The organism is Actinoplanes sp. GCM10030250 (assembly GCF_042666575.1).
Classification (GTDB): domain Bacteria; phylum Actinomycetota; class Actinomycetes; order Mycobacteriales; family Micromonosporaceae; genus Actinoplanes.
Genome location: NZ_JBHTDO010000006.1, coordinates 91,060 through 113,914, shown reverse-complemented (window position 1 = coordinate 113,914; position 22,855 = coordinate 91,060). Strand labels below are relative to the sequence as shown.

Sequence of the window (22,855 nt, the reverse complement as noted above, 5' to 3'; positions counted from 1 at the left end):
ACGTGACACAGCAGCCGGCCTGGCTCAGGAACGAGGGCTCGTATCGGATGTATGTGCGGGGTCTGCGAGGCGCCCTGCTCGCCTTCGCCGCCGTAGCTGTCTTCGTGCTGCTGGGCGCCACCGGCGTGGCCGGCACCTGGATACCGACCATCGGTGTCCTGGCCGGCTTCGCGGTGGCGATCCCGGCGGTGCCGGTCGCGATGATCGGCTGGCTGCGTGTCCCCGACAAGAACCGCGCCAATCTGCACCAAGGGGCATTCCTGCGCATGGTCGGGCACGACATCGTCAGGGGTATCCCGCCCGGCACGCCTTGACCGGCCGGAGGCTTCCCCGGAACGGCCCGGTCGGCGACGCGGTGCAGGGACTCAGCGCCGAACACCTTGACGAGCGACGTCTCCTCACGGCCGGGACGCCGCTCGGGTGACTCAGAACAGGTACGCGCCGGCCGCGGTGATCGCGGCCGAGGCGAGCAGGGCGGCGGCGCCGCGGCGGACGAGGACCGGGGCGGGACCGGCCAGGGACAGCAGCGCCAAGGTGGAGCCGAGTGAGGCGAACAGGACGGCGGCCTGAAGGATGTCGCCGCGCTGCCCGGTGGTTTCGGCACGGTCCACTGCCTGGTTCTGGGCGAGCCGGAGGGCCTCCCACTGGGCCGGCGTGGCGGTGACGGCCTGCACGGTGCGGGCGTCCACGCCGGACGCGGTGGCGGGTGCGTTCGTCATCGTCTCGACCGTGGGGCGCAGCCGCGGCAGCGCGGACTGGTCGGCGCGGGCCAGCGTGGTCTGGCGGGCGGCTTCGCCGGTGCCGGGAGTGTCCAGGGCGGACAGCTCGCGGGCGGTGGCGCGGAGCTCGGCGGTGACCAGGGTACGTTCGCCGTCGGCTCGGAAGGTCTGCAGGAGGCTGCTGGCGGTGATCGCGGTGCTGACCTTGGCGGCGCCCTGTGTTGCCATCGCGTGGGCGCGTTGCTCCTGATTGCCGGCCACGAGGATGCCGGCGGGCAGCGCCGTCACAGCGCCGGCGTCGCAGCGCGTGTCCCTCGCCGTGACGCTCGCGCTCGTGGGCCTCGTCGTGGCCGGTCGCTGAACCCCGGGAGTTTCCCCGAAGCGGTACGGGACCCACGAGCGAACCGTGGAACGAGTTCCCGCTTCCCACGGGACGAGCGACCGAGGAGGAACAATGGCCAACTACGACGCTGTCATCGGCACCGACGAATTCGCCCTCAACGAGTTCGTCCGCACGGTGTACGACGCCGCCCACGGCGCGCTGCTGGTCGGCAGCGTGCCGGTATCACTGCCGCCGCTCACCGTGACCGCCATCGACTACGACATCGCGACCGCTCCGGTGGTCTCGCTGCAGCCGTCAGCGCTCGTTGAGCGATGGCGCGAGGAGTTGCTGCGCCAGGTCCGCGGGCGCGGCGACGACGAGGTCACGGCGGCCGCCGCAGCCGAATCGAGCGCTTCGTTCGAGATGTTCGTGCAGCGGGTGGCCCTCACCGTGCACTACGCCGGCAATCAGCCCTCGACCCAGATCGAGGCGTCGGTGCGTGCCGGCCTTCAGCTGATCGTGGTGGCGGGCGGGATGCTCACGCCCGACATCGTCACGCTCAGCGTGGAGATTCCGGACAACCCCGACCTGGCCGAGATCGTCAACCGGGGCCTCGCGCCGAAACTCATGAAACTCATCGAGGACAACTTCCTCGCGCCCGTGCAGATCCCGCCGATCGGTCTGGGCAGCCTGCAGATGTCCCCGCCGATCGTCGCCACGGGACAGGGCCGTCTACTCGTCACGACGTCGGTGCTGCCCGCCCAGTCCGAGGCGGCGCCCCTGGCCGGCGCCTGGCCCGACCAGACCGTCTTCGTCGCGGTCGTGCCGGGCGTGCTCAACGCACTCTTCAACGACGCGCTCGCGGCCGCCGACCCGATCACGGGATACTGGGAGAAGCGATTCGATTTCTTCTTCTTCACGATCACCCTGAAGGCGGAGTTCAAGGCCCGCGTCTCGGAGGTCGCGATCGAGCCCGTCCCCGGGCAGAGCGGGCAGCTGCGCGGGACCGCCCGCGTCGACGTCGACGTGCACTTCTGGGCCAAGAACCTGGCGTCCTTCACGGCCACCGGCGTGGCCCGGCCGACAGTGCACGTGACCGCCGCCGTCAACGCCGCCAACGAGGTCACCGTCGACCTGGACAGCATCGACGCGATCTCCTTCGACCTCGACTTCCACGGCGTCCCGGGAATTCTGGACAACCTGCTCGAGACCATCGTCAACGGCCTCGCGCCGCTGATCGTGCAGGCGGTGCAGGGCGAGATCGCCAAGCTGCCGCCGCAGGCGGTCACGAAGATCCCGCAAATCCCGTTCGCGTTCAACGGCACGACCGTGACCGTGACGCTGGAGAACGTCGCTCTCAAGACCCTCGCCACTCCGGACGGCAAGACCTGCCTCGCCGCCACCGGTGGCGCCGACGTGAAGGTGAGCGCGCCGACCATCAAGCACAACCTCACCAGGGTCGGCTGATCCACCACCGGGGGCGATGATGCGGGGCGCGCACAATCGCCCCCCAACAACAGCTGCGTTCTGGCCGGCCGGCCGTAGCGGCGCACGCACGGCGCGCCTGGCCTTGCTCGCCCCCGGCCTGGAACGGCTCGGCGACCCGAAGGACTCGATCCCGGTCATCGGCCCGGACTCGGTGTGGAACCCGCTGTTCTGGCTGGTCGCGCTTCCTCACGCGATCGTCGTGTACTTTCCGCAATTGCCGTTGGTGGGCTTGGCGCTGGCCGGGATCGCCCTGGTCATGGCCGGTGGCCGGTCCACGCGGGCGGTGGCGTGGGCCGTGGTCTGGGTGGCGCTGACGGTGCTGGCCTTCTCGCCCTTCGGCGAGATGCTGCACCAGTGGCTGCTCGACTAGGGCAATCCAGAGGTTCCAAGGTCGTCGCTGTCGTCATCTTGCCGAAGAGGCGGCCATCAGCAATGGCGTAGGGGCCGGGCGCGATCTTGTGGACCTGTTGAACCCCGTGACGGTGCGACGTCACAAGATCCGGGGTGGTTGGCGTTGCCGGCGGCAGGAGTATGCCTGCAGAGGTGGCGCTTCCTGACAAATGCGCGGGTGCCGTGGCCGGCCGGCCCGCGCGGATTCAACACGCCAACGGGAGAGCGGCTCGCCGTGTGGAATTCGGGTTCGATTCGAGCCTCAAGGCACCACAGATTTTCGGGACGGGACATCGAACGCTGCCGACGGGTCTGCTGCCCGGATAAATGCAAGCAGAGTTGTATGCGTTGCTTTACGGCCCGCGCGGGGTCTGCGCACGCGGATGACAGCCGGGCCGAGCTGCCAGGTGTGGGTGTTCAGCTTCCGGGTATGCAGCCGGGATGAAAGGGCACCTAGGTCAGAGTCGCCGGTGGCCGAGGGCTCAGCGGCGTTTCCAGATGCGGGTCCTGGTTGTCGTGGTGTTGCCGGCCTTGTCGTAGACGCGAATCTGTACCTTCATCGTCTTCTTCTGCCGGCGTGTGTCGACGGTCAGCCGGTAGGGGAACTTCTTGGCTGTGGCCACAACCTTGCCGTTGACCAGCAACTCGGCGCGGGGTACGACGCCGAAGTCGTCGTCGGGCTGCAAGGTGACCGTCACCTTGCCGTGGACGCGGGCCTTGTTCTTCGGCGCCTTGAGCTTCCTGATCTTGGGGGCCTGGGTGTCGACGAAGATGTGGCGTTCGATGCTGGTCAGGTTCCCGGCCTTGTCCACCACGTTCCACTGATACCAGGACGCCTGCTTGGTGGTGACTTTGAAGCTGTACGGCGCGACGGCATCACGGCCCTTGAACTTGCCGTCGACGTACAGCTCGACGTGCGCTACTCCGTGGCCGTCGCGGACTGTTGCGGCCTTGACGGTGAAGGTGCCACGTACGAATGCCTTGTGGGCCGGCGTCAGCCCGGTCACGGTGGGCGCAATCGTGTCGACCACGACCGTACGGTTGATCTCGCTGCTCTGGCCGAACGGGTCGGTGGCACGCAGCGTGAGCCGGTGGCTGCCGTTGCGCCGCCCGTAGACGCCGAAAGGCAGGTAGTACGGAGCGTAGGGATTCGAAGCCTCGACCTTTCCGTCGATCAGCAGGTCGACGCGGACCCGATCGCTGGTGTCCGTGACTGTCGGCTCGAAGAAGGCGTCGCTGTTGAAAAGCAGCTGCTTCGTGTCGTCCTGGATGACCGGGCGGTCGTTGTCGACGAAAACCTGGCGCGACACCACGGCGTGGCGGCCGTCGCGATAGCTCAACCTGGCATCGAAGCTTTGCGGCCCGGACAGTCGCCGTGACAGATCGACGGTCGTGGTCCATGGCCCATCGCCGTCGACGGCCGTCACCGGTCCGTCGTCAAGCTGCACCGCCGCCAGGTCAGGATCCGCTGCGAACGTGACCGGTGTGACGCCGTGCACCGTGCTGTATTCGCCTGGCGCACTGATGGCGTCCCACCACGGCACTTGAGCAGCCTGAACGGGGGAGGCGACGGTGGAGATGGCGACGGTGGCCAGGATGCCGGACACCAGGATTGCACGCATGAGATCCCCCGTTGATCAACAACGCGGCAATCATACTCGTTGATCTAGACGCTCGCGGAACGCATATCGGGCGATGCGCACTCTGGACTGCACACGCCTTGCGAACGGGCATTCAGGCCGTTCCTGGCATGGCGGGCAGTGATACGCCAGGATCGTCGCGGAACGCCAGCCCGGCCGCGTCCATCGCCGCGCGCAGATGGCGAAGGGCGTAGGGTCCGACGCCGTGTAGTGCCTGGACCTCGCCGGCACTGAGTCTGGCCACCTGATCGAGCCGGACCACGCCGCGCGCGGTGAGCGCACGTGTCGCGGCAGCGCCGAGGTGTGGCAGCGGGATGCCCGGCTCCGGTGCCAACCGATCCCGGACTGTCCGGGGATGACCCTCGTGGTCCAGCACGGCGGCGCCGCGCGGCGCGAGCCGGTACCCGATGTCCAGCGATTCGGTCAGGCCGCGCTCCTTCAGCTTGCGCACGTTCTGTTTGAACGAAGGGGTGTCGCGGCCCATCCGCTGGGCGAGGTCGGGTGCTCGAGTGGCCGGCAGCTCGTCGATCAGCAGCAGCGTCGCCCTGGTCCACGGCCCGGTCGGCGAGGCGCGGTCGAGCCGGTCGAGCCAGGCACCGATCGCGTCGATCTCCGCAGCGTCGGGTACCGCCTCCCGCAACTCCTGCCGCGGGTCGATGCCGGCGTACCGTAACCCGACCCGATATATGGGCCGGTCGGGGTGCAGGCGGTCCAACCCCTGCCGCAGCGCCGCCAGCGAAGCCGCGCCGGCCCGGCGGGCGTCCGCGGCAGTCAGCGATTTCACCGGCACTCGGTCGACGGACGTGACCTCGACCAGTCCGATCCCGGTACGCATCCGGGTACCAACCCTGACCCGAGGCCGCTCCCATCGGCGGAACGCCACGTCGACATCTCCGGCGCGGATCGCCGCGAGTTCCGCTGGACGCATCTGCATGCCACCCAGTTCAACACACACCACGATCCGTCGACGTCCGGTATTCCCGCCTGGAACGTCTGCCAGTCTCGGCCCACGCGTCGCCGGCGCACTGAGATCCGATCCAGGAGGTGCACTACGAGAACGTGGGGAATGCGGGCTGGTGCCTGGATGGCGACGGGAACTCCGCCTACCTCCACGCGTGTGGCCATGGAAACATCGACTACCAGCAGTGGACCGTCCAGGACGCGGGCGCAATGCTGGTCAAGCACAAGGTGTCCGGCAATTGCCTCCAGGTCCTGTTGACGACAGGAAAGGTGACCCTGGGTTCCTGCAACGAGGCAGGAGTCATCTGGACCGCGGTCGGCAAGAACGGCTGGGTGAAGTTCGTCAGCAACACCTCCCCCGCCAAGTGCCTCCGGCCTGACGCACGTGGGAGGAGCTGCGTTCGACCTACCCCCTGATCGTGGACTGGTGCGACCCGAACAACCACAGCGCCAACCCGTTGGACGTCAACGGCAACGTCCCGAACATCGTCGCCTGGCGCTGGTTCTTCTGACGCGAGCCATCGCCGCGTCGCGCTGCCGGCTCAGGCCGGCAGCGATCCGGCGCTATACCGGTGCCAGATTCCTTGTCGATCGCCAGACCAGGGGCGGGAGTGTCGCCGCCGGTGCGTGACGTGCTCCGCGCGATCTGTGCCCGGACTGCGGCAGCAGAAGCCCGCCGTCGAGTAGCGCGCAGCCGGGCTCGGGTGAATGCCGCCAGTGACGCGATGGCCCGCGCCTTCGTCCGTGCATTTTTCTTGGGGCAGCGACGTACTGTGACACACTCTCTTCGGAAATCAGTGAGGTCGGACGCGGCCGGCGGTCATGGCCCGCAATAAGCCGGAGTCGACGTCCAAATGACCGGCGGTGCGCAGGTCGGTTTCCAGGGCTGCGGCGGCATCACGTTCCGGCGAGTTGGCATTCACCATATTCACCCTTTCGGCCTTTCCCTCACCTGTGACACCCAGTCGGAATGGGTGCCCTTGGGCTTTTCCCTGAGCTTCGCACCTGACAATTACTCGCCACGCATGTCAGGGCGGGACCGGTCTGGAGATTCTGACCGGGAGCTACGTCTCGGGCATAAAACCCGCCCTCCAATCAACGTACTCACTCACTACGTGCGACCTCGTGTCGCACCCACATCGGCACGAGCGTGCGCCGAGGCCGAGCCGGTCCACGATCACGCCGCATAACCGCTATCGGGGCGGGCCCGCGCACGGTCGGCGGCTAGAAGTGGAAGCGGCGCGTCAGACCACTCTCGGTCCCTTACTCATGTCAAGAAGGCACAGTGTGTTCTCGAACGGATCTTCCAGGACTGCGCACAGGCCGATCGCTGTCTCGAAGGGATGCTCGCGAACAAGGCAACCAGCCGACTGGCCTGTCGCCACGGCGTCGAGCACGTCGTCCACCAGGTAGTGCACACTCCGGTCCCGGGGCAGGTCCATCGTGTGCAGCACGACCTCCGCGTCCGTCTCCGGCATACCCATGCCAACCGCTGACGCGTCACGCCACAGCGGCCGGAGCCCGAAAACCTGCGTGTAGAACTCCACCGCCGACGGCAGATCGGGAACGCGCACCATTACGCAATCGATCTTTCGCAACATGCGAGCATTCTTCACCGGCGGCTTGATCGCGACTGCTGCGGCGGTGGAGCGGGGCATCAACTACCGCCTGAACGTGCAGCCTCGACCGGCACAGAAAGCCCGATGGCATCGCCCCGACTCCCGCCCGTATGCCAACCTGATTCAGACGTCTTGGGTCCAGACGCCTTGCACATGATCGGCGGGTGCGAGCCAGAGGTGTGGCTGGGCGAGGTCGCCCGTGTCCCAGGGGAACGCGCCGTCTCGGTCCGGCCAGACGACCTCGAGAAACGGAATGGGCGGGCGCCGGTAATACCAGATGGCCTGGCCGAAAAAGGCCCGATACCAGGTTGGCTCGACGGTCCTCAGGTGCACCGCGTAGCCGTTGACGACATCGTCATGGTCTGGCCCTCTTCCAGGCCGTCCCGTTGCCCAAGGATGTTCAGGCAAAGACTGCATGACACGCAGGTCGAGTCCGAACATGGCCAGTTCCGGCCCGCCCCGGCTGTGCCAGCGGCCGACCGTGTACGACCAGCCCGGCCCATGGTCATCCGCGGGAACGCCCGTGACGCTCCACCCGAACTCCTTCACATTGCCGATCACGCCGTGGTCGGCCGCGTCGTAGTCATCGCGGTCGCCGTAGTCGTGACAGATGACGCAGCGGCAGATCCGCGAAGCCTCGAACAGCCGCAGAGCGTATGTGATCACGGCTGTACCTCTGTCAGCGGCGGGATTGTCCTACGGCGAAGTGACGGGGAACCCGGTCGGCGCGCGCTCAGCGGCTAGATCAGTGCCTTGCGCCCGGGAAGCCGATACTGCTTATATGACCGGCCGTCGTCCAGGCGGAAGTGCCGTCTGGACGACGGAGCACCTCGATGGTGAACGGCGCGAAATCGTTGGTGCTGTCACGAGTCTCGAAGCCCTCCGAGGAGAGGATCTCCTTCATGACGTGGAGCATCCCCTCAAGAACCACCATGTAGTGGACGAATGTCGGCGTGCCTACGCCGGCCTCCATGGCGGCGTCCATCAGCACATGATTGGTGCGCCAATCGATGCGAACTGGCGCGTGGCAGTCCGCGAGCTTGTCGACCCTGACCGACGCGCCTCCGCTGATTAGCTGATGGCTCATGTCGGGCGGCGCGATGGGGAGCCCGGCAGCAGCAAGGGCGTCTCGAACGTGCCCGGCCAGATTCTCCCGGCGGCCCATCACCTCGCTGGTAGCCAACTCGATCATGGTCACCTTCCTACCAGGCGGCGCCGTGCCCACGCCTCATTCTTTATCCAAGTCAGCACTACGCTGCAGAGGGCCGCCGACGGCTCCGTTGGCTCCAGCCAGCCCCGGCGCCCCGGCTACATGTCTACGCGCGACGGAGTAGGGTCAGAGCGCAATTGTCCGCGGCAGATCCGAATGTTCGATGTGAGCCTGATATGTCGAGCCGGCGAAGGTCTAGAGGAGCCCGGCATGGAACTGCTGCCCGTCCGCCCGACCGTGAAGACGCCCGCCCAGGCATTCACCGGCGACGTCTACATGACGCCGATCTACAACGGCACCGGGCCGTCGAGGATGACCGTGGCGCTGGTGCGTTTCACGCCCGGCGCGCGTACCAACTGGCACTCGCACGCCGTCGGCCAGACCCTGCACGTCACCGAGGGCGTCGGCCTGGTCGGCATCCGCGACGGCTCCGTCGTGCGCATCCACGCTGGTGAGACCGTGATCTGCCCGCCCGGCGAGGAACACTGGCACGGCGCCGCCACCGGCACCTTCATGAGCCATCTCGCGCTGCTCGAGGCCAAGCCCGACGGCAGCGACCCCACCACCTGGCTCGAGCCCGTCGCCCAATATCTCTACGACAAGGCGAACCAGCAGTGAGCGACCTGACCTCCCGGCAGAGCCGCGAGACGGTCGCGATCATCGGCGACGGCGCGGTCGGCCTGCTCGCCGTCCTGTCGGCCCGGCAACTCGGTGCCGAGCAGATCGTCCTGATGGGCCGCCACAAGGTCCGCACCGACCTTGGCATCGAGTACGGCGCCACCGACGTCGTCGCCGAGCGCGGCGACGAAGGCATCGCCAAGGTCCGCGACCTCACCGGCGGCGGCGTGCTCAAGGTCCTGGAAGCCGTCGGGCACCGCCCCGCCTACGACCAGGCCGTCGGCATCGTCCGCGCCGGTGGCGTCATCAGCCGCGTCGGCGTACCGCAGTACGACGAGGCGCCGGTCGGTTTCGCCAGCCTGTTCGGCCGCAACATCACCCTCAACGGCGGTCCCGCCCCGGTGCGCGCCTACATCGAGGAACTGCTGCCCGGCGTCCTCGACGGCACCGTCGACCCCGGCAAGGTCTTCGGCCGCACGGTCACCCTCGACGAGGTGCCTGTGGCTTACCGCGCGATGGATGACCGCGAGGTGCTCAAGGCGCTGATCGCCTGCCGGCGCTGCTGATCGGTGCGGCGAGCATGCCCGCGATGGCGTCGGACGGGAAGCTGCCGACGGCGGCCAGCGGGGATCCTGACGAGGTGCCGGGCACGCCACGACGTGCCCGGCACCTCCGGCCGTGCGGCGCGAAGGGCTTCAATCAGTGCGCCGCCCGACCGGCATCGCGGCTCGGGCCGCGATACCCGCACGGCAACCCGGCGTGCTGCTGGTCCGACCGCAGTCGGCCGGCGACGCGTTATTCGGGCGCCGCGGGGAATGATGAGGTCATCTCGGCGTAAGGAGCTGGCTGATGGAATACCGCACCCTGGGCGGCACCGGCACGATCGTGTCGAACCTGTGCCTGGGCACGATGACGTTCGGCAACGAGAGCAGCGAGGAGGTGTCGCACGCCCAGCTCGACCGGTTCGTCGAGGCCGGCGGCAACTTCATCGACACCGCCAACGTCTACTCGCGGGGCGTCTCCGAGGAGGTCGTCGGCCGTTGGCTCGCGGCCAGATCCGGCGCGCGTGACCGGCTCGTCATCGCCACCAAGGGCCGTTTCCCGATGGGCGACGACCCGAACTCGGCCGGGCTGAGCCGGGTGAACCTGTCCCGCGCGCTCGACGCGAGCCTGCGCCGCCTCGGCGTCGACACCATCGACCTCTACCAGGCGCACGCCTGGGACCCGCTGACCCCGATCGAGGAGACGCTCGCGTTCTTCGACGACGCGGTCCGCGCCGGCAAGATCCGCTACGTGGGCGTCAGCAACTTCCTCGGCTGGCAGCTGCAGAAGGCGGCGCTGATCACCCAATTCCGCGGGCTTGCGCCCATCGTCACCCTTCAACCGCAATACAACCTTCTGGTACGGGAGATCGAGTTCGAACTCGTCGACGTGTGCCGCAACGAGAACATCGGCATCCTGCCCTGGTCCCCGCTGGGCGGCGGCTGGCTCACCGGCAAATACCGGCGCGACGACGAACCCACCGGCGCCACCCGGCTCGGCGAGGACCCGGCCCGCGGCATGGAGGCGTACGGCCCCCGCAACTCCGACACCCGCACCTGGCACATCCTCGACACCGTGCGCAGCGTCGCCGACGAGCGCGGCGTGTCGATGTCGCAGGTGTCTCTCGCCTGGCTCGCCGCCCGGCCGGCCGTCACCTCGGTGATCCTCGGCGCGCGCACACTCGAGCAGCTCGACGACAACCTGGGCGCCGCCGATCTGCACCTGTCGGAGAAGGAGACCGAGCTGCTCACCGAGGCCAGCACCCCGGCGATCGGCGAATACCCGTACGGCCCGCAGGGCATCGCCCAACGCGGCCGCAAGCTCTGAACCGCGCCGCGGCCGGTCCGCGCAGGGCCGGCCGCGGCAACGAGAACTCACTCCGCCGGGTCGCAGCGGTCGCGCCGGCCCTCTCCCCGAACTGCGCACACGGGTCAGCTCGGCAGCGGCCTCGATGACCGATAGGCCATGATGAGGCGATGCCGCAGCGACTGTCCTATACCGACGCCGTCAAGATCCTCGGCGGGAAGGGGCCGCTCGCCAAGGCGATCGACAACCTGCTGGGCGGCGCGCTGAGCGTGGCCACCGCAGGCGGCAGCGAGCTTGCGATCAGCCTCTTCGACGCCAAGACCGAGGTGATCCGGCTGGGAGAGCTGGTCACCGCTCAGATCAATGACGCCGTACGGGGACTGGGACGCCACGAACGCAGTGAACGGCTTCAGGCCGCGCACGCCGTACTCGTGGTGGTGTCCTTCTTCGAGGCGTTCGACGACTGTCTCACCGAAGCGGGCGTCGGCAACCCGGGCTTCGACCGCGACGAGCAACTCCGGTTCGCCGCCGAGCCCAGCGGCAACACGCTCATCACCAGCATCCTGACCTCACACATCCCACTTCCGGCGCCCGATCTCTCGTACGCTGAAATGCTTGCCGTTCTCAGGGATTTCTTTCATGAAGCGACCGGCCGCATGGGGACACACCTCACCGGCTTCGCCGTGTGGGATCGCGCCGACGAGCGCGCCCGCCAAACGGTGACGACCCTTCTCGACGGCCGGCTGCCGGGCGAGGCCGTCGCCCGCTACGACGAGCACCACCGGCGGCTCGCCGAGGAGATCCCCGAGTTCGCCATCTGGGCCGGCCACCTGGAGGCCCGTGCCGTCAGCCACGGCCTGGACCGCTTGGAGAGCATGCTGCTGCGCGCCTCCTCCGGCCGCGATCCGAGCCAGCACCGCGCAGCCATGGCCCGCGCCTACCGCGCGCGGCTGACCCGCCCGGTGCTCAGCGGCGACGCCGGCAACGTGCTGCTGCCCGCGCTCGGTGCCGCCTACCTCGATCCGATCTTCCGGCTGAAGGCCGCCGGACCCGACGCCCGGCCCGCCGACGACTCCTGGTGGAGCGACATCCCCACGCGCAGCGACCTGGCCGGCTGCCTCGCCTCCCACCTGACCACCACGCAGGCCACCGAAGCGCCCATGCTGCTGCTCGGCCAGCCCGGTGCCGGCAAGTCGTCGCTGACCCAGATCCTGGCCGGGCGGCTCCCGGCCGATGACTTCTTCGTGTGCCGGGTCGCCCTGCGGGAGGTACCGGCCGAGGCAGACATCCAGGACCAGATCGAGCGGGCCGTCCGCGCCGAGATCGGCGAGGCGGTCTCCTGGGCGGAACTCGCCCGCGACGCCGGTGGCGCCCTGCCGGTCGTGCTGCTCGACGGGTTCGACGAGTTGCTCCAAGCCACCGGCCTGCATCAGTCGGACTACCTGCAACGCGTCGCGCACTTCCAGCAGCGTGAGGCCACGCTGGGCCGCCCGGTCGCGGTCATGGTGACCAGCCGGGTGGCCGTCGCCGACCGCGCACGGCTGCCCGCCGGGTCCCTCGCCGTGCGGCTGGAGCCCTTCGACGACGCCCAGATCGAGAGCTGGGTGAAGGTCTGGAACGACACGAACCCGCGGTTGGAGCCGCTGCCCCTGGACGCGCTCCGCCGGCTGCGTCACCTCGCCGAGCAGCCGTTGCTCCTGCTCATGCTGGCCCTCTACGACGCTACCGGCCACGCCCTGCAGTCCGCAGACCTCGACGGCGGCCGCCTCTACGAGAACCTGCTGGCGTCCTTCGCCGAACGAGAGGTGCGCCGTCTCCACGCCGGACAACCCGAATCGGCGATTCCTGCCCTGGTCGAGCAGGAACTGCAACGCCTGTCGGTCGTCGCGTTCGCCATGTTCCACCGCCTGCGCCTGTGGACCACCGAACGCGAACTCGACGGCGACCTCGCCGGGTTGGGCCTCGCCGCGTCGCGGTCCGCGCACACCGAGAGCTTCGACCCCCTCATCACCGCCGGGCAGGAGATGGTCGGCCGGTTCTTCTTCATCCAGAGGGCGCAGGCACTGCGCGACGACAAGACCCTGCGCACGTACGAATTCCTGCACGCCACCTTCGGCGAGTACCTCGTGGCCCGCCTCGTCGTGCAGGCCGTCCGCGACACCGAAGCGCGCGACGCGGCCGGCCGGCTGTCGCTGCGCCCCGGCCCGGTGAACGACGACGACCTGATGCGCTCCCTGCTCGGCTTCACACCGCTGACCGCACGGGGCACCGTCCTGCCGTTCATCGCCGACCTGCTCGACGACCCCGACCGCGACCGTCTGCGCGCGTGGCTGACCAGCCGCACCAGTCAGGCGGTGACCCGGCCGGCATACGCCGAGACGCGGTACCGCCCGATCGAGAAACGCGTCGACCACTGGATGGCGACCTACTCGTTCAACCTGATGCTGGTGACCCTGGCCTGCCGAGGCCCGCTGCGAGCCTCGGACCTGTTCACCCAGACCGACGACCCCGCGTACTGGATGCGCGGGGCCGCCCTCCAATGGCGCGCGGCCGTGCCCTCCGAGATGTACATGGACGCGATGGAAATCCTGACCGTCACCCGCGATCGGCACAACGGCCGCCGCGACATCGTCGTCGAGTACAGCGACTGGACCGGCGCCCTGCCCGGCCCGAGCGACGCCGACTGGATCATCCCGATCGAAGCCGATCAGCGCGACCAGGAGGTCGTGGCCGGATTCTCCTTCCCCTCCGCGATCAGGTCGATGTACCTGAGCAACAACCTCAGCGACAACGTGTTGCTGCACGCCGTCGAACCGCTGATCCATCACCTGCCCGAGGCCCTGACCCACTTCACGCCGGACGACAACGGCAGGCACGAGTCGGCCGCCCGCAGCCTCCTTCGCCTGTGGCTCGCCGTCGCGCGGAACGCCGCACCGGAAGATCTGCTCGCCGCCTTCGAGGACGCGGCCAACTCCGCGACCTACGACGCCTGGCAGAACAGAGAAATCAGGACAGCGAGCGAGGGTACGACCGAACTGGTGCTGAGCACCGTGCGCGCCGAAGCCCACCGGTTACCGGCTCACGAGGTGTGCGGCATCGTGCACATGCTGATCGACGAGGCCGTTGTTTCTGTCCGCGCCGCGGGATTCGCCGTCGAGTGTCTCGTGGCCTCGGGAGCTGTGGGGACGCCCCGCGACGGAGACCATTTCTACGGCGACTCGCTGGTCTCGCAGCTGATCCGAGACCATCCCGGCGTCGGCAGCCGGGTTCTGGTCTCGGCGCTGCGGGCGATGGCGCCGAGAGGTGACCGTGCTGACGTTGTCGCGTACTTGCAGGAGACCGGACGTCTGCCGGACCTTGAGCGCATCGACGCCGCTCTGGTACAGCAGTTGTTCGAAGTCACCTAGCGATCAGAGCTGCGTCGTGGCCTCGGGCGCTGCCTGCACGCCGCGCGCACGATCTTGGGCGTTTCTGCACCGCGGGGTGTGGCCGGCTACCCAAGATCTGGAACCTTTCGACCGCGCGGCAGATCTTGGCCTAACGTTCTTCTCGCGGCGAGCCTTCGGGCGGTTGTAGGTGCGGGTCGGCGCTCAAGGCCAGATCCCACAGCGCCCTGCGGAGCGCCCGCACGGTGGCGAGGTTCTACTGGTGTGCGGTCAACGACGCGACCAAGGACTGGTCCCATGAGTTCTCGGAGGAGGACAACCCGTCGTGGTGGATCGAATGACCGCTGGAGCCGGCGCCCCGGAGGCTGCCCGTGGCCGGGGCGACGAACTTGTAACCGACCTGGCGGACAGTGCCGATCATCGTCTCGCAGCGTGGTCCGAGCTTGGCCCGCAGGCGGCGGACGTGGACGTCCACCGTGCGAGTGCCGCCGAAGTAGTCATAGCCCCAGACCTCACGCAGCAGCTGATCACGGCTGAACACCCGGCCGGGCTGCTGAGCGAGGAACTTCAGAAGCTCGAACTCCTTGTAGGTCAGTGCCAGCGTCTCGCCACGCAGTCTGGTGGTGTAGCTGTGTGGGTCGATGGTCAGGTCGCCGACGCGGATCAACTCGTCCGCTGTGGCACTCGCCAGCCCGCGCCGCTCCACGACCATCCTCAGGCGGGCCGCCGTCTCCGCCGGGCCTGCGGTTGTCAGAACGAAGTCGTCGATATCCCAGTCGACGCCGACAGCTGCCAGGCCGCCCTCGCGAACCAACGCGATCAACGGTGCGCTCAGACCGTTCGCGCGGAGCGCCCGACAGGTCGCGCGAGCCTGGCTCAGCTGCCCGCAGGCGTCGACCAGCACCACGGCCACGTGCGGGTCCTTGATCGCCTCGGCCCAGTTGTCCCGCGGCGAGACCTTCACGGCGTACGGCAGCAGGTCCAGTACAGGCAGCACATCGAGATGGCTGTCGGTCAGCAGGAGGAGATTCATGACACCCTTTCGTGGCAATCGGGGCAGTACGAACACCGTCCGGGGACGCCGCCTTGCCACGCCGCCCGAAGCCGGCGCCTGGGGTGCCGTGCTCGTCCGCACGCTAATCGGGGACTGTTACCACTAGATATCGCGCCGATACCTTCCGGCTGCTGAACATGCGGGATGACCGGTCGGCGGGCTCGTCAACCCAGGACCATCCGGTCGGCGGAGCCCGACGGTTCGGGCTCCGGCGTGTCGAGACGTTCATCAGGGACGTGTCCACGACGAGCACGAACTCCTACCTTGCGCCGGGGCGCCGCACATACATCACCCAGCGCGGATGATTCAGAGTGCGAGTGGGTGATCTTGGGTGATACAGCACCCGCGAAGGTGGTCAATCACCCAAGATCTGCCGGACGTTCGGAAGCTTCCGGTTCTTGGGTAACCGGGGCCTGGCCGTGGTGGTCCACCAGTTCGGTGAGGTGGAGCCGGTAGTTCGGGCACGTGGTGATGTCCTCGTGTGAACAGTTCAGCCCCGCCTCCAGCAGGGCGGAGGCCGCCCGCAGCGCCGCCATCCTCGCCTGCACCGCATCGTGGTTGCGGCGCAGCAAGTCCTTGCGCGCGGCCGGGTCGCGGGCGAGCAGGAAGGCCCGGATGTCCGGCAGCGGCATGCCGGCCTGCTTCGCGCGCAGGATCGACGCCACCCGGAACAGGTCGTCGCGGGTGTAGCAGCGGCGGCCACCCGTGACGCGTGCGGGGGACAGCAGGCCCACCGACTCCCAGTGCCGCAGCACGTGGGCCGGCATGTGGAAACGGTCGGCCACCTCGCCGATCGTCATCAGGCTTGACTTCATGTCGACATTAAGTCCGACCATGGCAGACATGTCCAGCCTTCTTGCTGTCCTTGACGCCGTCGACGCCCAGCCCATGGCCGTCGGCCTGCGCACCCGTTCCTACCAATTGCTCGGTGACCTGACCGGGCGCACCGTTGTCGACGCCGGCTGCGGCGGTGGCCGCGCGGTCGCCGAGATGGCCGAGCGCGGAGCTCATGCCGTCGGCGTCGACCTCGACCCCGACATGATCGCCGTGGCCACCCGGCGCTGGCCGGCCGGCGAGTTCCACATCGGCGACGCCTGCGAACTGCCGCTCGCGACCGGGTCGGTCACCGGCTACCGCGCGGACAAGGTGTTGCACACCCTCGACGACCCGGCGCTCGCCGTGGCCGAGGCCCGCCGGGTGCTCGCGCCGGGTGGCCGGGTCGTCCTCATCGGCCAGGACTGGGACATGATCGCCGTGGACTCGGACGAGCCGGAACTCACCCGCCGGCTGGTGCACGCCAAGGCTGACTCGCTCCCGTCGCCACGTGTTGCCCGCGGTTACCGCAATCTGCTGCTCGACGCCGGGTTCACCGATCCGGTCGTGGAGGTGCACACCGCCGTGTTCACCGACGAGGCAGGGCTCGCGCTGCTGCACCGGATCGCCGAGGACCGGAGCTGGCTCGCCGAGCAGGACGAACGTCTACGAAGGAACCGCATTTTCGTCGCGATACCGATGTTCCTCGTGGCCGCGCAGAGATGACGCGCAGAGATGACGCGCAGAGATGACGCGCGCAGAGATGACGCGCGCAGGGATGACGCGCGGGGATGACGCGCGGGGATGACGCGCGGGGATGACGCGCGGGGATGACGTGGAGTATCGGCTGAGAAAGCGCTCGTCCCGCGTACAAAATAGGTTTTATTCTTGGAATGAATGCGCATTGCCCGGTCCTGTGCGGACCGGGCAATGCTCACGGGCGCGTCAGGTCAGCTCACCGTGGCGTAGACCGTGTAGTGGAACCCGGACGAGGTCGCGGTCAGGGTCTTCGCACCCGTCGGCGTGGCGTTGAGCACCCACGAGTTCAGTACCTTGTCCTTGTTCGGGTTGTTCTCGTTGCGCTCCAGCAACTGCACCGAAATGGTGGTGGTGAACGGCTCGGACTCGTTGGGGTACTCGATGTCGTCGTTGCCCATCTTGCCCGACCAGCGCTCCTGCCCGGCAATTTTCAGCACGGGCTCGTCCTTTCCGGTGACGTCCTGCTTGCGTTCGCAGACGATTTTCGTGACGGTGACCTTTGCCATTTCGTCCCCCTGGAATGGTGGTGGTGTGATGCCTCCGATCGTCGGCGCCGGCCGCTAACGACCGGCTAACAAAGCTGCCGGGGGTGCGCGGCAGCCGGCCGGTGTGCTAGCAACGACCCATGAGCCCGGCGAACGAACTGCGCTGGACCCCTGATCTGGGCAGCCGGGAAGCCGACCGGCAGCGCGTCGAGGACGTGGCCTTCACCCCGATGCCGGTGCGGCTGCGCAACGAACTGATCAGCCGGGCCTACGGCGATTTCGCCGCGGCGATGGCGGATCTGCTCGGCACCGGCGATGCGACGTGGGCCACGTTCGGGCAGTGGGCCAGCCACACCATCGGCGGCTATCTGACCGTCCGCATACCGGTCCTGGGGTCGATCATCGGCCGGGCTTTCGCCGACGGCAACCGGGACGTGTTCGCCGACATCGGGCGCGCACACGCCGTCTTCCTGGACACCGTCGGCGCCGCCGCCCGCAGCGGCGGCGACGTCGAGGCGGCCTGGCAGGAGTGTGAACGCGACCTGCGCCGGCGGCTGTTCGCCCCGCCGGGCGCTCCGGGCGGTGGCAGCGAGGACGAGTTCTGGGTCTCCCTCAGTGATCCCCGGCTCCGGCCGGGCGGGCCCCGCCACAACGAGCTGCTCGTCCTCGGCTTCCGCGCCTACCGGCACGCCGTCGAGGAGGCCGACGGTGAACGCCGGTCCGGGCAGATCCTCCTCGGCAACTGCCTGCTGGCCCTGCACGAACAGCGCCTGTTGTCGCTGGCCATCGCGATGGGCTTCCGGTCCTGGGTGCGCACCCTCACCACACCGTGGCTCACCCTGCAGACCAGGTACGGCTGGCGGCACCGCGATCCCGGCGCCACCCGGTTGTGGCTGGAGGACCGGTGCATCAACCTGATCACCCGCTGGTTCGCCGCTGTGGAACTGCCGACCGGTACGGTGCGGACCGGATGCCCGGTGCCCGGGGGAGACCGCCCGGTGCCGGTGGTCCGCGTCCCCGTCCGGGACCCGGGCTCGCCCCGGCGTAAACCCGCCGACCTTCCCGACGAGGTTCTCCTGGGCAAACTGTTCAGCCGATTCGATGTGGACGGCCGGCCGTCGCGCTGCTGGGCCGACCTGGACGACCGGATGCCCTTCATCATGGCCCTGTTCGCCGAGCACCAGCGCGCGGCGTGGTGGTACGACGCCGGCCGGCTGGTCCGGCCGCCGGCCTGGCCGGAGCTGGACGGCGCCCTCGCCGAGCAGGTGAACCTGATCAACCGGCCGGTGCCGGGCGCCCCGGAGCCGGGGGAGGTGACCTGCCACCTGACCGACGCACAACTCGACGAGCTGCGAACTCGGCCCACCCACCTGAGCATCGACGACGTCGACGACCTCAGCCTGGAGACGGTGGCCGACGACCGCAACGCCCGCCCGGTGCGGCAGCTGAGCCAGGACGTGGCCGCCCGGCTGGCCGCTGTCGCTGTCGACGGCGGCCTGCTCGACCCGGAGACGTGCCGGATCGCCCGGAACTCCTTCACCCGGTGGACCACCCTGTGGTTTCTGGGCCTGGTGTTCCGCAGCCTCCCGGACAGTTACGCGGCCGCCCGTGGTGCCCACGTCATCGGCCGGGTGTCGGACCTCGCCACGCATCCGTTCCGCCGGGCCGGTGAGACCGCGTACTTCGTCATCGACCTGCTCCACTCGTCCGCCGGATGGACCGGCGGCGTGATGACAGCCGACGGAGCGGCGTTCCGGTCGGTCCGTGGTGTCCGGGTGATGCACGGCCTGATGGCGCACCAACTGCTGAAGCGCGGCTGGAACAGCGGCGCGTTCGGGGTGCCGTTCAACCAGGAGGACGTCATCGGCGCGGCCCTGTCGTTCGGCGTGTCACCGATCGAGATGCTCGAATCGCTGGGCATCGAACCGCCGCCGCAGGTCAAGGACGCCGTCGCCGGCTTCTGGCTGGGTATCGGGCATCTGCTCGGAGCGCCACACGACGCCCTCACGCTGCCGGGTCCCGGCGGGCGTCGCCGCCCGCTCGACTACGCCGAGGCCCGGGCGCTGGCGCTGGCGATCCGGCGCCGGCAGCACGCCCGATCGCTCGACGGCGTACGGCTGTCCGAGGCCCTCCAGGACGGCGTCGCCGACGGCTTCCCCCGGTGGTTCGGCTGGCTCGCACCCGGGCTGACGCGCTCGCTGGGCGATCCGGGAGTCACGGCGCTGCTGCTCGTGGGCAGCGGCCCGGAGCATCGGCCGGCGGCTCTGGTGACCGCGGTGTTCAGCGCGTTGCTGCGCTTGCGGCCCGCCCGGCCACTGGCCCGGCTGCTGATCAGCACCATCGGGCGGTTCTGGGTCCGGCCGTTCCTGGCGCAGGGCCGGACCCGCCCCTACCGGCGGCCGCGGCAGGCCGACGATGTCACCCGGCTGGCCGCCGAGGAGCAGGTTCCCGACCACTGGCCGGCCGGCTGTTCCCGCCGGCCGGCTCAGCCAGCTCGGCCAGAATGAGCTGGTCGAGGCGGGCCGTTGCGGGGGCCTCCACCGATCCGTCCGGATGAGCGGCAGCCACGTCGGCCAGCCTGGCCAGGTCGTCGGGAAGCATCGGGTGACCGATCCCGACGTCCCCGGACAGGGCAAGAAGACGCGCGGCGGTGCCGGCCGCTCCGTCGTCGACGGCCAGCAAAGCCGCCTCCCGGGCGGCCCGGACCAACTGACCGTGCGACCGGTTGCGACCCCACATCCGGACGACCTCGGCGAGCAGCCGTCGCGCCTGGTCGGTCCGTCCTTGCCGGCGCAGCGCCGTCACCAGGCCGGACAACGCCATCCCGTCCACCCAGCGGTTGCGCACCGTACGGGCCAGCCGGCTCGCCGCCGTGAACGCCCGCGCCGCCCGGTCAGGCTCGGTGGGCAGCTCCACCGAACCGAGCGCCACACCCGCCCACGCGACGGAGGACGGGTTGCCGGTGGCCCGGGCCACCGCCATACCCTGCGAGGCCGCGGCGGCAGCCTCCTCCCGGCGGCCCCACTGCGCCATCCCGAGTGCCAGTACCACCAGGTTGTCGGCGTGGTGCCGGTCGTCGGCCAGGCCTTCCGACTCCTGGAGAAGCCGCCCGAGCAGACCAACGGCGTCCTCCGTACGGCCCTCGTAGGCGGCCACGTTGAACCGGGCCTTCAGCGCGGCCAGCGGCAACGGCCGGCCCGCCGCGAGCGCCGCCGCCTCCGCCCGGTCGGCCAGCGCCAGGGCGGGCAGGAACCTGTCCCGGGCCCACGCCGCCAGCGCCCCTTCGGCCGCCAGTTCCGCGACCCGCGCCGACTCGCCGGCACCGGCCATGGCCAGGCAGTCCTCCAGCCACTGATATCTGCCGTAGTCCTGGCGGAAGAACGTGTACTCCCACAGCGCGAGGTTGTACGTCACGGCCTCGTCCACACGGCCCCGCTGGACCAGCCACCGGTGGGTGGCGTCCAGTTGCGGCGCTATCCGGTCGAGCCGGGCCACCGCCCGGTCCTCGTCGGGCCCGGCCAGGTCGGTGGCCAGGCACCGGGCCAGCGTCACGTGCCGCATCGCCTGCCGCTCGTCGAACCCCTCGAGGGTGCCGTCCGCCGCCAGCACGGAGCGGGCGTGCAGCCGGAGCAGGTGCGGCTGCGCCCAGCGTGGCTGGTGCCCGGTGGCCGACACCCGCAGCAGGCCGTGTGCGGCGAGCCGGCCCAGGCAGGTACCCACCTCACCCGGATCGCGCCGCACGAGGTCGGCGACGTCGGCGGTGGTGAACGGCCCGGCGACCGCACCGAGTACGGCGAACAGCTGCCGGTCCTGCTCGCCGAGCAGCCGCAGCGACCAGTCGAGCGCCATGTCGAGCGAGCGGTGCCGCCGGTCGCGCTGGCCCCGCCCGGTGTCCGGCGGGATCGCGTGGTCGAGTTGTTCGAGCACGTGGCCGACCGTGGACTGGCCCAGGGTCGGCGCGATCAGCTCGATGGACAGCGGCAGCCCGTCGAGCCGGGTCACCAGCCGTTCGAGGGCGCCCCGGGCCGGTTCCGCCGAGAGCCCGGCCGGTGCCCGTTCCAGCAGCAGCCGCAGGGCGTCGTCGTGGGGAAGCGGTTCGAGCCGGTACTGCGCCTCCGCCGGTGACCCCACCGGCCTGCGGCTGGTGGACAGCACCGTCAGCCGGGGGCAGGCGGCGAGCAGCGCCCCGGTCAACTGGGCGATCGGGTCGACCAGGTGCTCGCAGTTGTCGAGGACCAGCAGCATCGCCTCGCCGGGCAGTGCCGCGGCCAGCTCGGCCACGGGATCGTCGCCGGTCAGCCGGGCTCCGGTCAGGTCGGCCAGCGCTCGGGTCAGGCCGATGGGTTCCACGTCGACCAGGTCGAGCCACAAGGTCGTTCCGCGTACGGTGCTCGCGGCGAACTCGGCCGCCAGCCGGGTCTTGCCCACGCCCGGCGGCCCGACCACGGTGACCCACCGGGTCTGATCGATCACCGTTGCCAGCCGGGACAGGTCCTCGTCGCGCCCGATCAGGCTGGTGGTCCACACGGGCAGCCGTGCGCGGTGGAACCGGCTCGCCGCCATCCGCTCGGCCCGCACCTGGTCGACGGCCACGTCTTCACCAGCCGTACCGGTGGTCAGCGCCCCGGCCGCCGGCTGGACGTCGTCGAGGTGGCCGGCCTGCGCCAGGATGTCCGCTTCCAGCGTCCGCAGCGCGGGCCCCGGATCCAGACCCAGCTCCTCGCGCAGTATCACCGTCGCCCGCCGCCCGGCCTGCAACGCCTCGGCCTGGCGCCCGGTCCGGTAGAGGGCGAGCATGAGCTGTTCCCAGCGGCGCTCCCGGTACGGTTCGGCCTCGACCAGACCGCTGGCCCAGGTGGCGGCGCTGTCCGCCCGGCCCGCGTCGAGCAGGGCGGACACCAGCAGCTCCTCGGCGGCGCGGCGCCGTTCCTCGGCCCGGATGGCGGCCGCGCCGAGCCGGGGCGAGCCGGCGAACGGTGCGAAGGCGTCACCTCGCCACAGACCCAGGGCGGTGATCAACTGTTCCGCCGCCGCTCCCGGCGCCGCGGCCATGTCCCGGGCCGCGCGGGCGACCAGCTGTTCGAAGCGGGCCAGGTCGAACTGCTCGGCGGGGACGTCGAGGCGGTAGGAGCCACCCTCGTGGACGATGGCGGGGACCGCCGGCGGCAGGCGCCCGCGCAGGCGGGTGAGCACCACCCGGAATCCGGTCCGGGCCGAGGCCGGCGGGTGCTCCGGCCACAGCTCGTCGACAAGCGTGTCGACGGGGACCGGATGCGGCCAGTGCGCCGCGAGCGTGCTGAGGATCTGGCCCTGCTGCCCGCGGACGGCCCGCAATTCGCCGGAGGCGCCCACCGCCAGTGGCCCGAGCACGAGCAGGGCGAGGCTCGGCGGTGCACCGGTCACTGGTGTCCGGGCGATCCGCGGGACGGCCATCAGTCAAGGATGTCGATGAAATCCCCGCCGGTCCATCGCAGCAACGGCTCGAACCGGATCGGACTCGCAGCTGGTGATCTCGGTCCACTGTGCGATAGACAGACAAACTCA

The 22,855-nt window shown here is 69.6% G+C and carries 20 protein-coding genes; 10 read left to right on the top strand and 10 right to left on the bottom strand.

The genetic code is table 11. From position 1 onward, the window contains the following. The first annotated feature begins 2 nt into the window (after window positions 1-2). On the top strand, window positions 3-314 hold the full coding sequence (locus ACFQV6_RS11260) for a hypothetical protein (RefSeq protein WP_378027345.1): 312 nt from the start codon (window positions 3-5) through the stop codon (window positions 312-314). A 111-nt stretch (window positions 315-425) separates the two neighbouring features. On the opposite strand, the gene ACFQV6_RS11255 is transcribed toward ACFQV6_RS11260, so the two are convergent. Further along, a complete protein-coding gene (locus ACFQV6_RS11255; protein WP_378027344.1) occupies window positions 426-1,007 on the bottom strand; it encodes a hypothetical protein in 582 nt (193 codons plus the stop codon). Between the two features lie 166 nt (window positions 1,008-1,173). Here ACFQV6_RS11255 and ACFQV6_RS11250 point away from each other — a divergent pair, with 166 nt between their 5' ends. Together ACFQV6_RS11250 and ACFQV6_RS11245 are read left to right on the top strand one after the other, a co-directional pair. Next, complete coding sequence (locus ACFQV6_RS11250; RefSeq protein ID WP_378027343.1) at window positions 1,174-2,508, top strand: hypothetical protein; 1,335 nt, start codon at window positions 1,174-1,176, stop codon at window positions 2,506-2,508. Window positions 2,509-2,611: 103 nt separating this feature from the next. Next, window positions 2,612-2,899 (top strand): hypothetical protein, encoded by a 288-nt coding sequence (locus ACFQV6_RS11245; protein WP_378027342.1) that lies wholly within the window; start codon window positions 2,612-2,614, stop codon window positions 2,897-2,899. 502 nt (window positions 2,900-3,401) lie between these two features. Here the strand turns inward: ACFQV6_RS11245 and ACFQV6_RS11240 are convergent. Then, complete coding sequence (locus ACFQV6_RS11240; RefSeq protein ID WP_378027341.1) at window positions 3,402-4,541, bottom strand: Ig-like domain-containing protein; 1,140 nt, start codon at window positions 4,539-4,541, stop codon at window positions 3,402-3,404. A 112-nt stretch (window positions 4,542-4,653) separates the two neighbouring features. Continuing rightward, window positions 4,654-5,493 (bottom strand): hypothetical protein, encoded by an 840-nt coding sequence (locus ACFQV6_RS11235; RefSeq protein WP_378027340.1) that lies wholly within the window; start codon window positions 5,491-5,493, stop codon window positions 4,654-4,656. A 110-nt stretch (window positions 5,494-5,603) separates the two neighbouring features. Between ACFQV6_RS11235 and ACFQV6_RS11230 the strand changes: the two genes are divergently transcribed. Beyond that, a complete protein-coding gene (locus ACFQV6_RS11230) occupies window positions 5,604-5,936 on the top strand; it encodes a ricin-type beta-trefoil lectin domain protein (RefSeq protein ID WP_378027339.1) in 333 nt (110 codons plus the stop codon). An 827-nt stretch (window positions 5,937-6,763) separates the two neighbouring features. On the opposite strand, the gene ACFQV6_RS11225 is transcribed toward ACFQV6_RS11230, so the two are convergent. From ACFQV6_RS11225 to ACFQV6_RS11215, 3 genes are all read right to left on the bottom strand, one after another. Further along, window positions 6,764-7,177: a VOC family protein gene (locus ACFQV6_RS11225; protein ID WP_378027338.1), complete on the bottom strand. Its 414-nt coding sequence runs from the start codon at window positions 7,175-7,177 to the stop codon at window positions 6,764-6,766. A gap of 84 nt (window positions 7,178-7,261) precedes the next feature. Then, window positions 7,262-7,804 (bottom strand): DUF4262 domain-containing protein, encoded by a 543-nt coding sequence (locus tag ACFQV6_RS11220; protein ID WP_378027337.1) that lies wholly within the window; start codon window positions 7,802-7,804, stop codon window positions 7,262-7,264. A gap of 79 nt (window positions 7,805-7,883) precedes the next feature. After that, complete coding sequence (locus ACFQV6_RS11215; RefSeq protein ID WP_378027336.1) at window positions 7,884-8,330, bottom strand: hypothetical protein; 447 nt, start codon at window positions 8,328-8,330, stop codon at window positions 7,884-7,886. A gap of 228 nt (window positions 8,331-8,558) precedes the next feature. Between ACFQV6_RS11215 and ACFQV6_RS11210 the strand changes: the two genes are divergently transcribed. The 4 genes from ACFQV6_RS11210 (at window position 8,559) to ACFQV6_RS11195 (ending at window position 14,221) form a co-directional block, all read left to right on the top strand. After that, window positions 8,559-8,966, top strand: a complete 408-nt coding sequence (locus ACFQV6_RS11210) for a cupin domain-containing protein (protein WP_378027335.1) — start codon at window positions 8,559-8,561, stop codon at window positions 8,964-8,966. Further along, on the top strand, window positions 8,963-9,532 hold the full coding sequence (locus ACFQV6_RS11205; RefSeq protein ID WP_378027334.1) for a zinc-binding dehydrogenase: 570 nt from the start codon (window positions 8,963-8,965) through the stop codon (window positions 9,530-9,532). Before ACFQV6_RS11210 ends, ACFQV6_RS11205 begins: the two co-directional genes overlap by 4 nt. Before the next feature lie 283 nt (window positions 9,533-9,815). Further along, entirely contained in the window at window positions 9,816-10,835 is a 1,020-nt protein-coding gene (locus tag ACFQV6_RS11200; RefSeq protein WP_378027333.1) for an aldo/keto reductase, read from the top strand. Between the two features lie 149 nt (window positions 10,836-10,984). Continuing rightward, a complete protein-coding gene (locus ACFQV6_RS11195) occupies window positions 10,985-14,221 on the top strand; it encodes an NACHT domain-containing protein (protein WP_378027332.1) in 3,237 nt (1,078 codons plus the stop codon). Window positions 14,222-14,456: 235 nt separating this feature from the next. On the opposite strand, the gene ACFQV6_RS11190 is transcribed toward ACFQV6_RS11195, so the two are convergent. Next, a complete protein-coding gene (locus ACFQV6_RS11190; protein WP_378027331.1) occupies window positions 14,457-15,233 on the bottom strand; it encodes a winged helix-turn-helix domain-containing protein in 777 nt (258 codons plus the stop codon). 380 nt (window positions 15,234-15,613) lie between these two features. Next, complete coding sequence (locus ACFQV6_RS11185; RefSeq protein WP_378027330.1) at window positions 15,614-16,069, bottom strand: MerR family transcriptional regulator; 456 nt, start codon at window positions 16,067-16,069, stop codon at window positions 15,614-15,616. A gap of 28 nt (window positions 16,070-16,097) precedes the next feature. Here ACFQV6_RS11185 and ACFQV6_RS11180 point away from each other — a divergent pair, with 28 nt between their 5' ends. Continuing rightward, window positions 16,098-16,793, top strand: a complete 696-nt coding sequence (locus ACFQV6_RS11180) for a methyltransferase domain-containing protein (protein WP_378027329.1) — start codon at window positions 16,098-16,100, stop codon at window positions 16,791-16,793. Between the two features lie 224 nt (window positions 16,794-17,017). On the opposite strand, the gene ACFQV6_RS11175 is transcribed toward ACFQV6_RS11180, so the two are convergent. Continuing rightward, window positions 17,018-17,332, bottom strand: coding sequence for a hypothetical protein (locus tag ACFQV6_RS11175; protein WP_378027328.1), 315 nt, complete (start codon window positions 17,330-17,332; stop codon window positions 17,018-17,020). Between the two features lie 119 nt (window positions 17,333-17,451). On the opposite strand from ACFQV6_RS11175, the gene ACFQV6_RS11170 reads away from it, so the two are divergent. Beyond that, window positions 17,452-19,818, top strand: coding sequence for a hypothetical protein (locus tag ACFQV6_RS11170; RefSeq protein ID WP_378027327.1), 2,367 nt, complete (start codon window positions 17,452-17,454; stop codon window positions 19,816-19,818). Here the strand turns inward: ACFQV6_RS11170 and ACFQV6_RS11165 are convergent. After that, entirely contained in the window at window positions 19,730-22,744 is a 3,015-nt protein-coding gene (locus ACFQV6_RS11165) for a BTAD domain-containing putative transcriptional regulator (RefSeq protein WP_378027326.1), read from the bottom strand. The two genes, ACFQV6_RS11170 and ACFQV6_RS11165, sit on opposite strands and share 89 nt — an antisense overlap. Window positions 22,745-22,855: the final 111 nt, after the last annotated feature.

Bases quoted from the DNA above. Each gene is read 5' to 3' on its own strand.
- ACFQV6_RS11195 (WP_378027332.1), top strand. From the start codon at position 10,985: ATGCCGCAGCGACTGTCCTATACCGACGCCGTCAAGATCCTCGGCGGG.
- ACFQV6_RS11170 (WP_378027327.1), top strand. From the start codon at position 17,452: ATGAGCCCGGCGAACGAACTGCGCTGGACCCCTGATCTGGGCAGCCGG.
- ACFQV6_RS11235 (WP_378027340.1), bottom strand. From the start codon at position 5,493: ATGCAGATGCGTCCAGCGGAACTCGCGGCGATCCGCGCCGGAGATGTC.
- ACFQV6_RS11200 (WP_378027333.1), top strand. From the start codon at position 9,816: ATGGAATACCGCACCCTGGGCGGCACCGGCACGATCGTGTCGAACCTG.
- ACFQV6_RS11215 (WP_378027336.1), bottom strand. From the start codon at position 8,330: ATGATCGAGTTGGCTACCAGCGAGGTGATGGGCCGCCGGGAGAATCTG.
- ACFQV6_RS11210 (WP_378027335.1), top strand. From the start codon at position 8,559: ATGGAACTGCTGCCCGTCCGCCCGACCGTGAAGACGCCCGCCCAGGCA.
- ACFQV6_RS11175 (WP_378027328.1), bottom strand. From the start codon at position 17,332: ATGGCAAAGGTCACCGTCACGAAAATCGTCTGCGAACGCAAGCAGGAC.
- ACFQV6_RS11180 (WP_378027329.1), top strand. From the start codon at position 16,098: ATGTCCAGCCTTCTTGCTGTCCTTGACGCCGTCGACGCCCAGCCCATG.
- ACFQV6_RS11165 (WP_378027326.1), bottom strand. From the start codon at position 22,744: ATGGCCGTCCCGCGGATCGCCCGGACACCAGTGACCGGTGCACCGCCG.
- ACFQV6_RS11240 (WP_378027341.1), bottom strand. From the start codon at position 4,541: ATGCGTGCAATCCTGGTGTCCGGCATCCTGGCCACCGTCGCCATCTCC.
- ACFQV6_RS11190 (WP_378027331.1), bottom strand. From the start codon at position 15,233: ATGAATCTCCTCCTGCTGACCGACAGCCATCTCGATGTGCTGCCTGTA.
- ACFQV6_RS11225 (WP_378027338.1), bottom strand. From the start codon at position 7,177: ATGCCCCGCTCCACCGCCGCAGCAGTCGCGATCAAGCCGCCGGTGAAG.
- ACFQV6_RS11185 (WP_378027330.1), bottom strand. From the start codon at position 16,069: ATGAAGTCAAGCCTGATGACGATCGGCGAGGTGGCCGACCGTTTCCAC.
- ACFQV6_RS11250 (WP_378027343.1), top strand. From the start codon at position 1,174: ATGGCCAACTACGACGCTGTCATCGGCACCGACGAATTCGCCCTCAAC.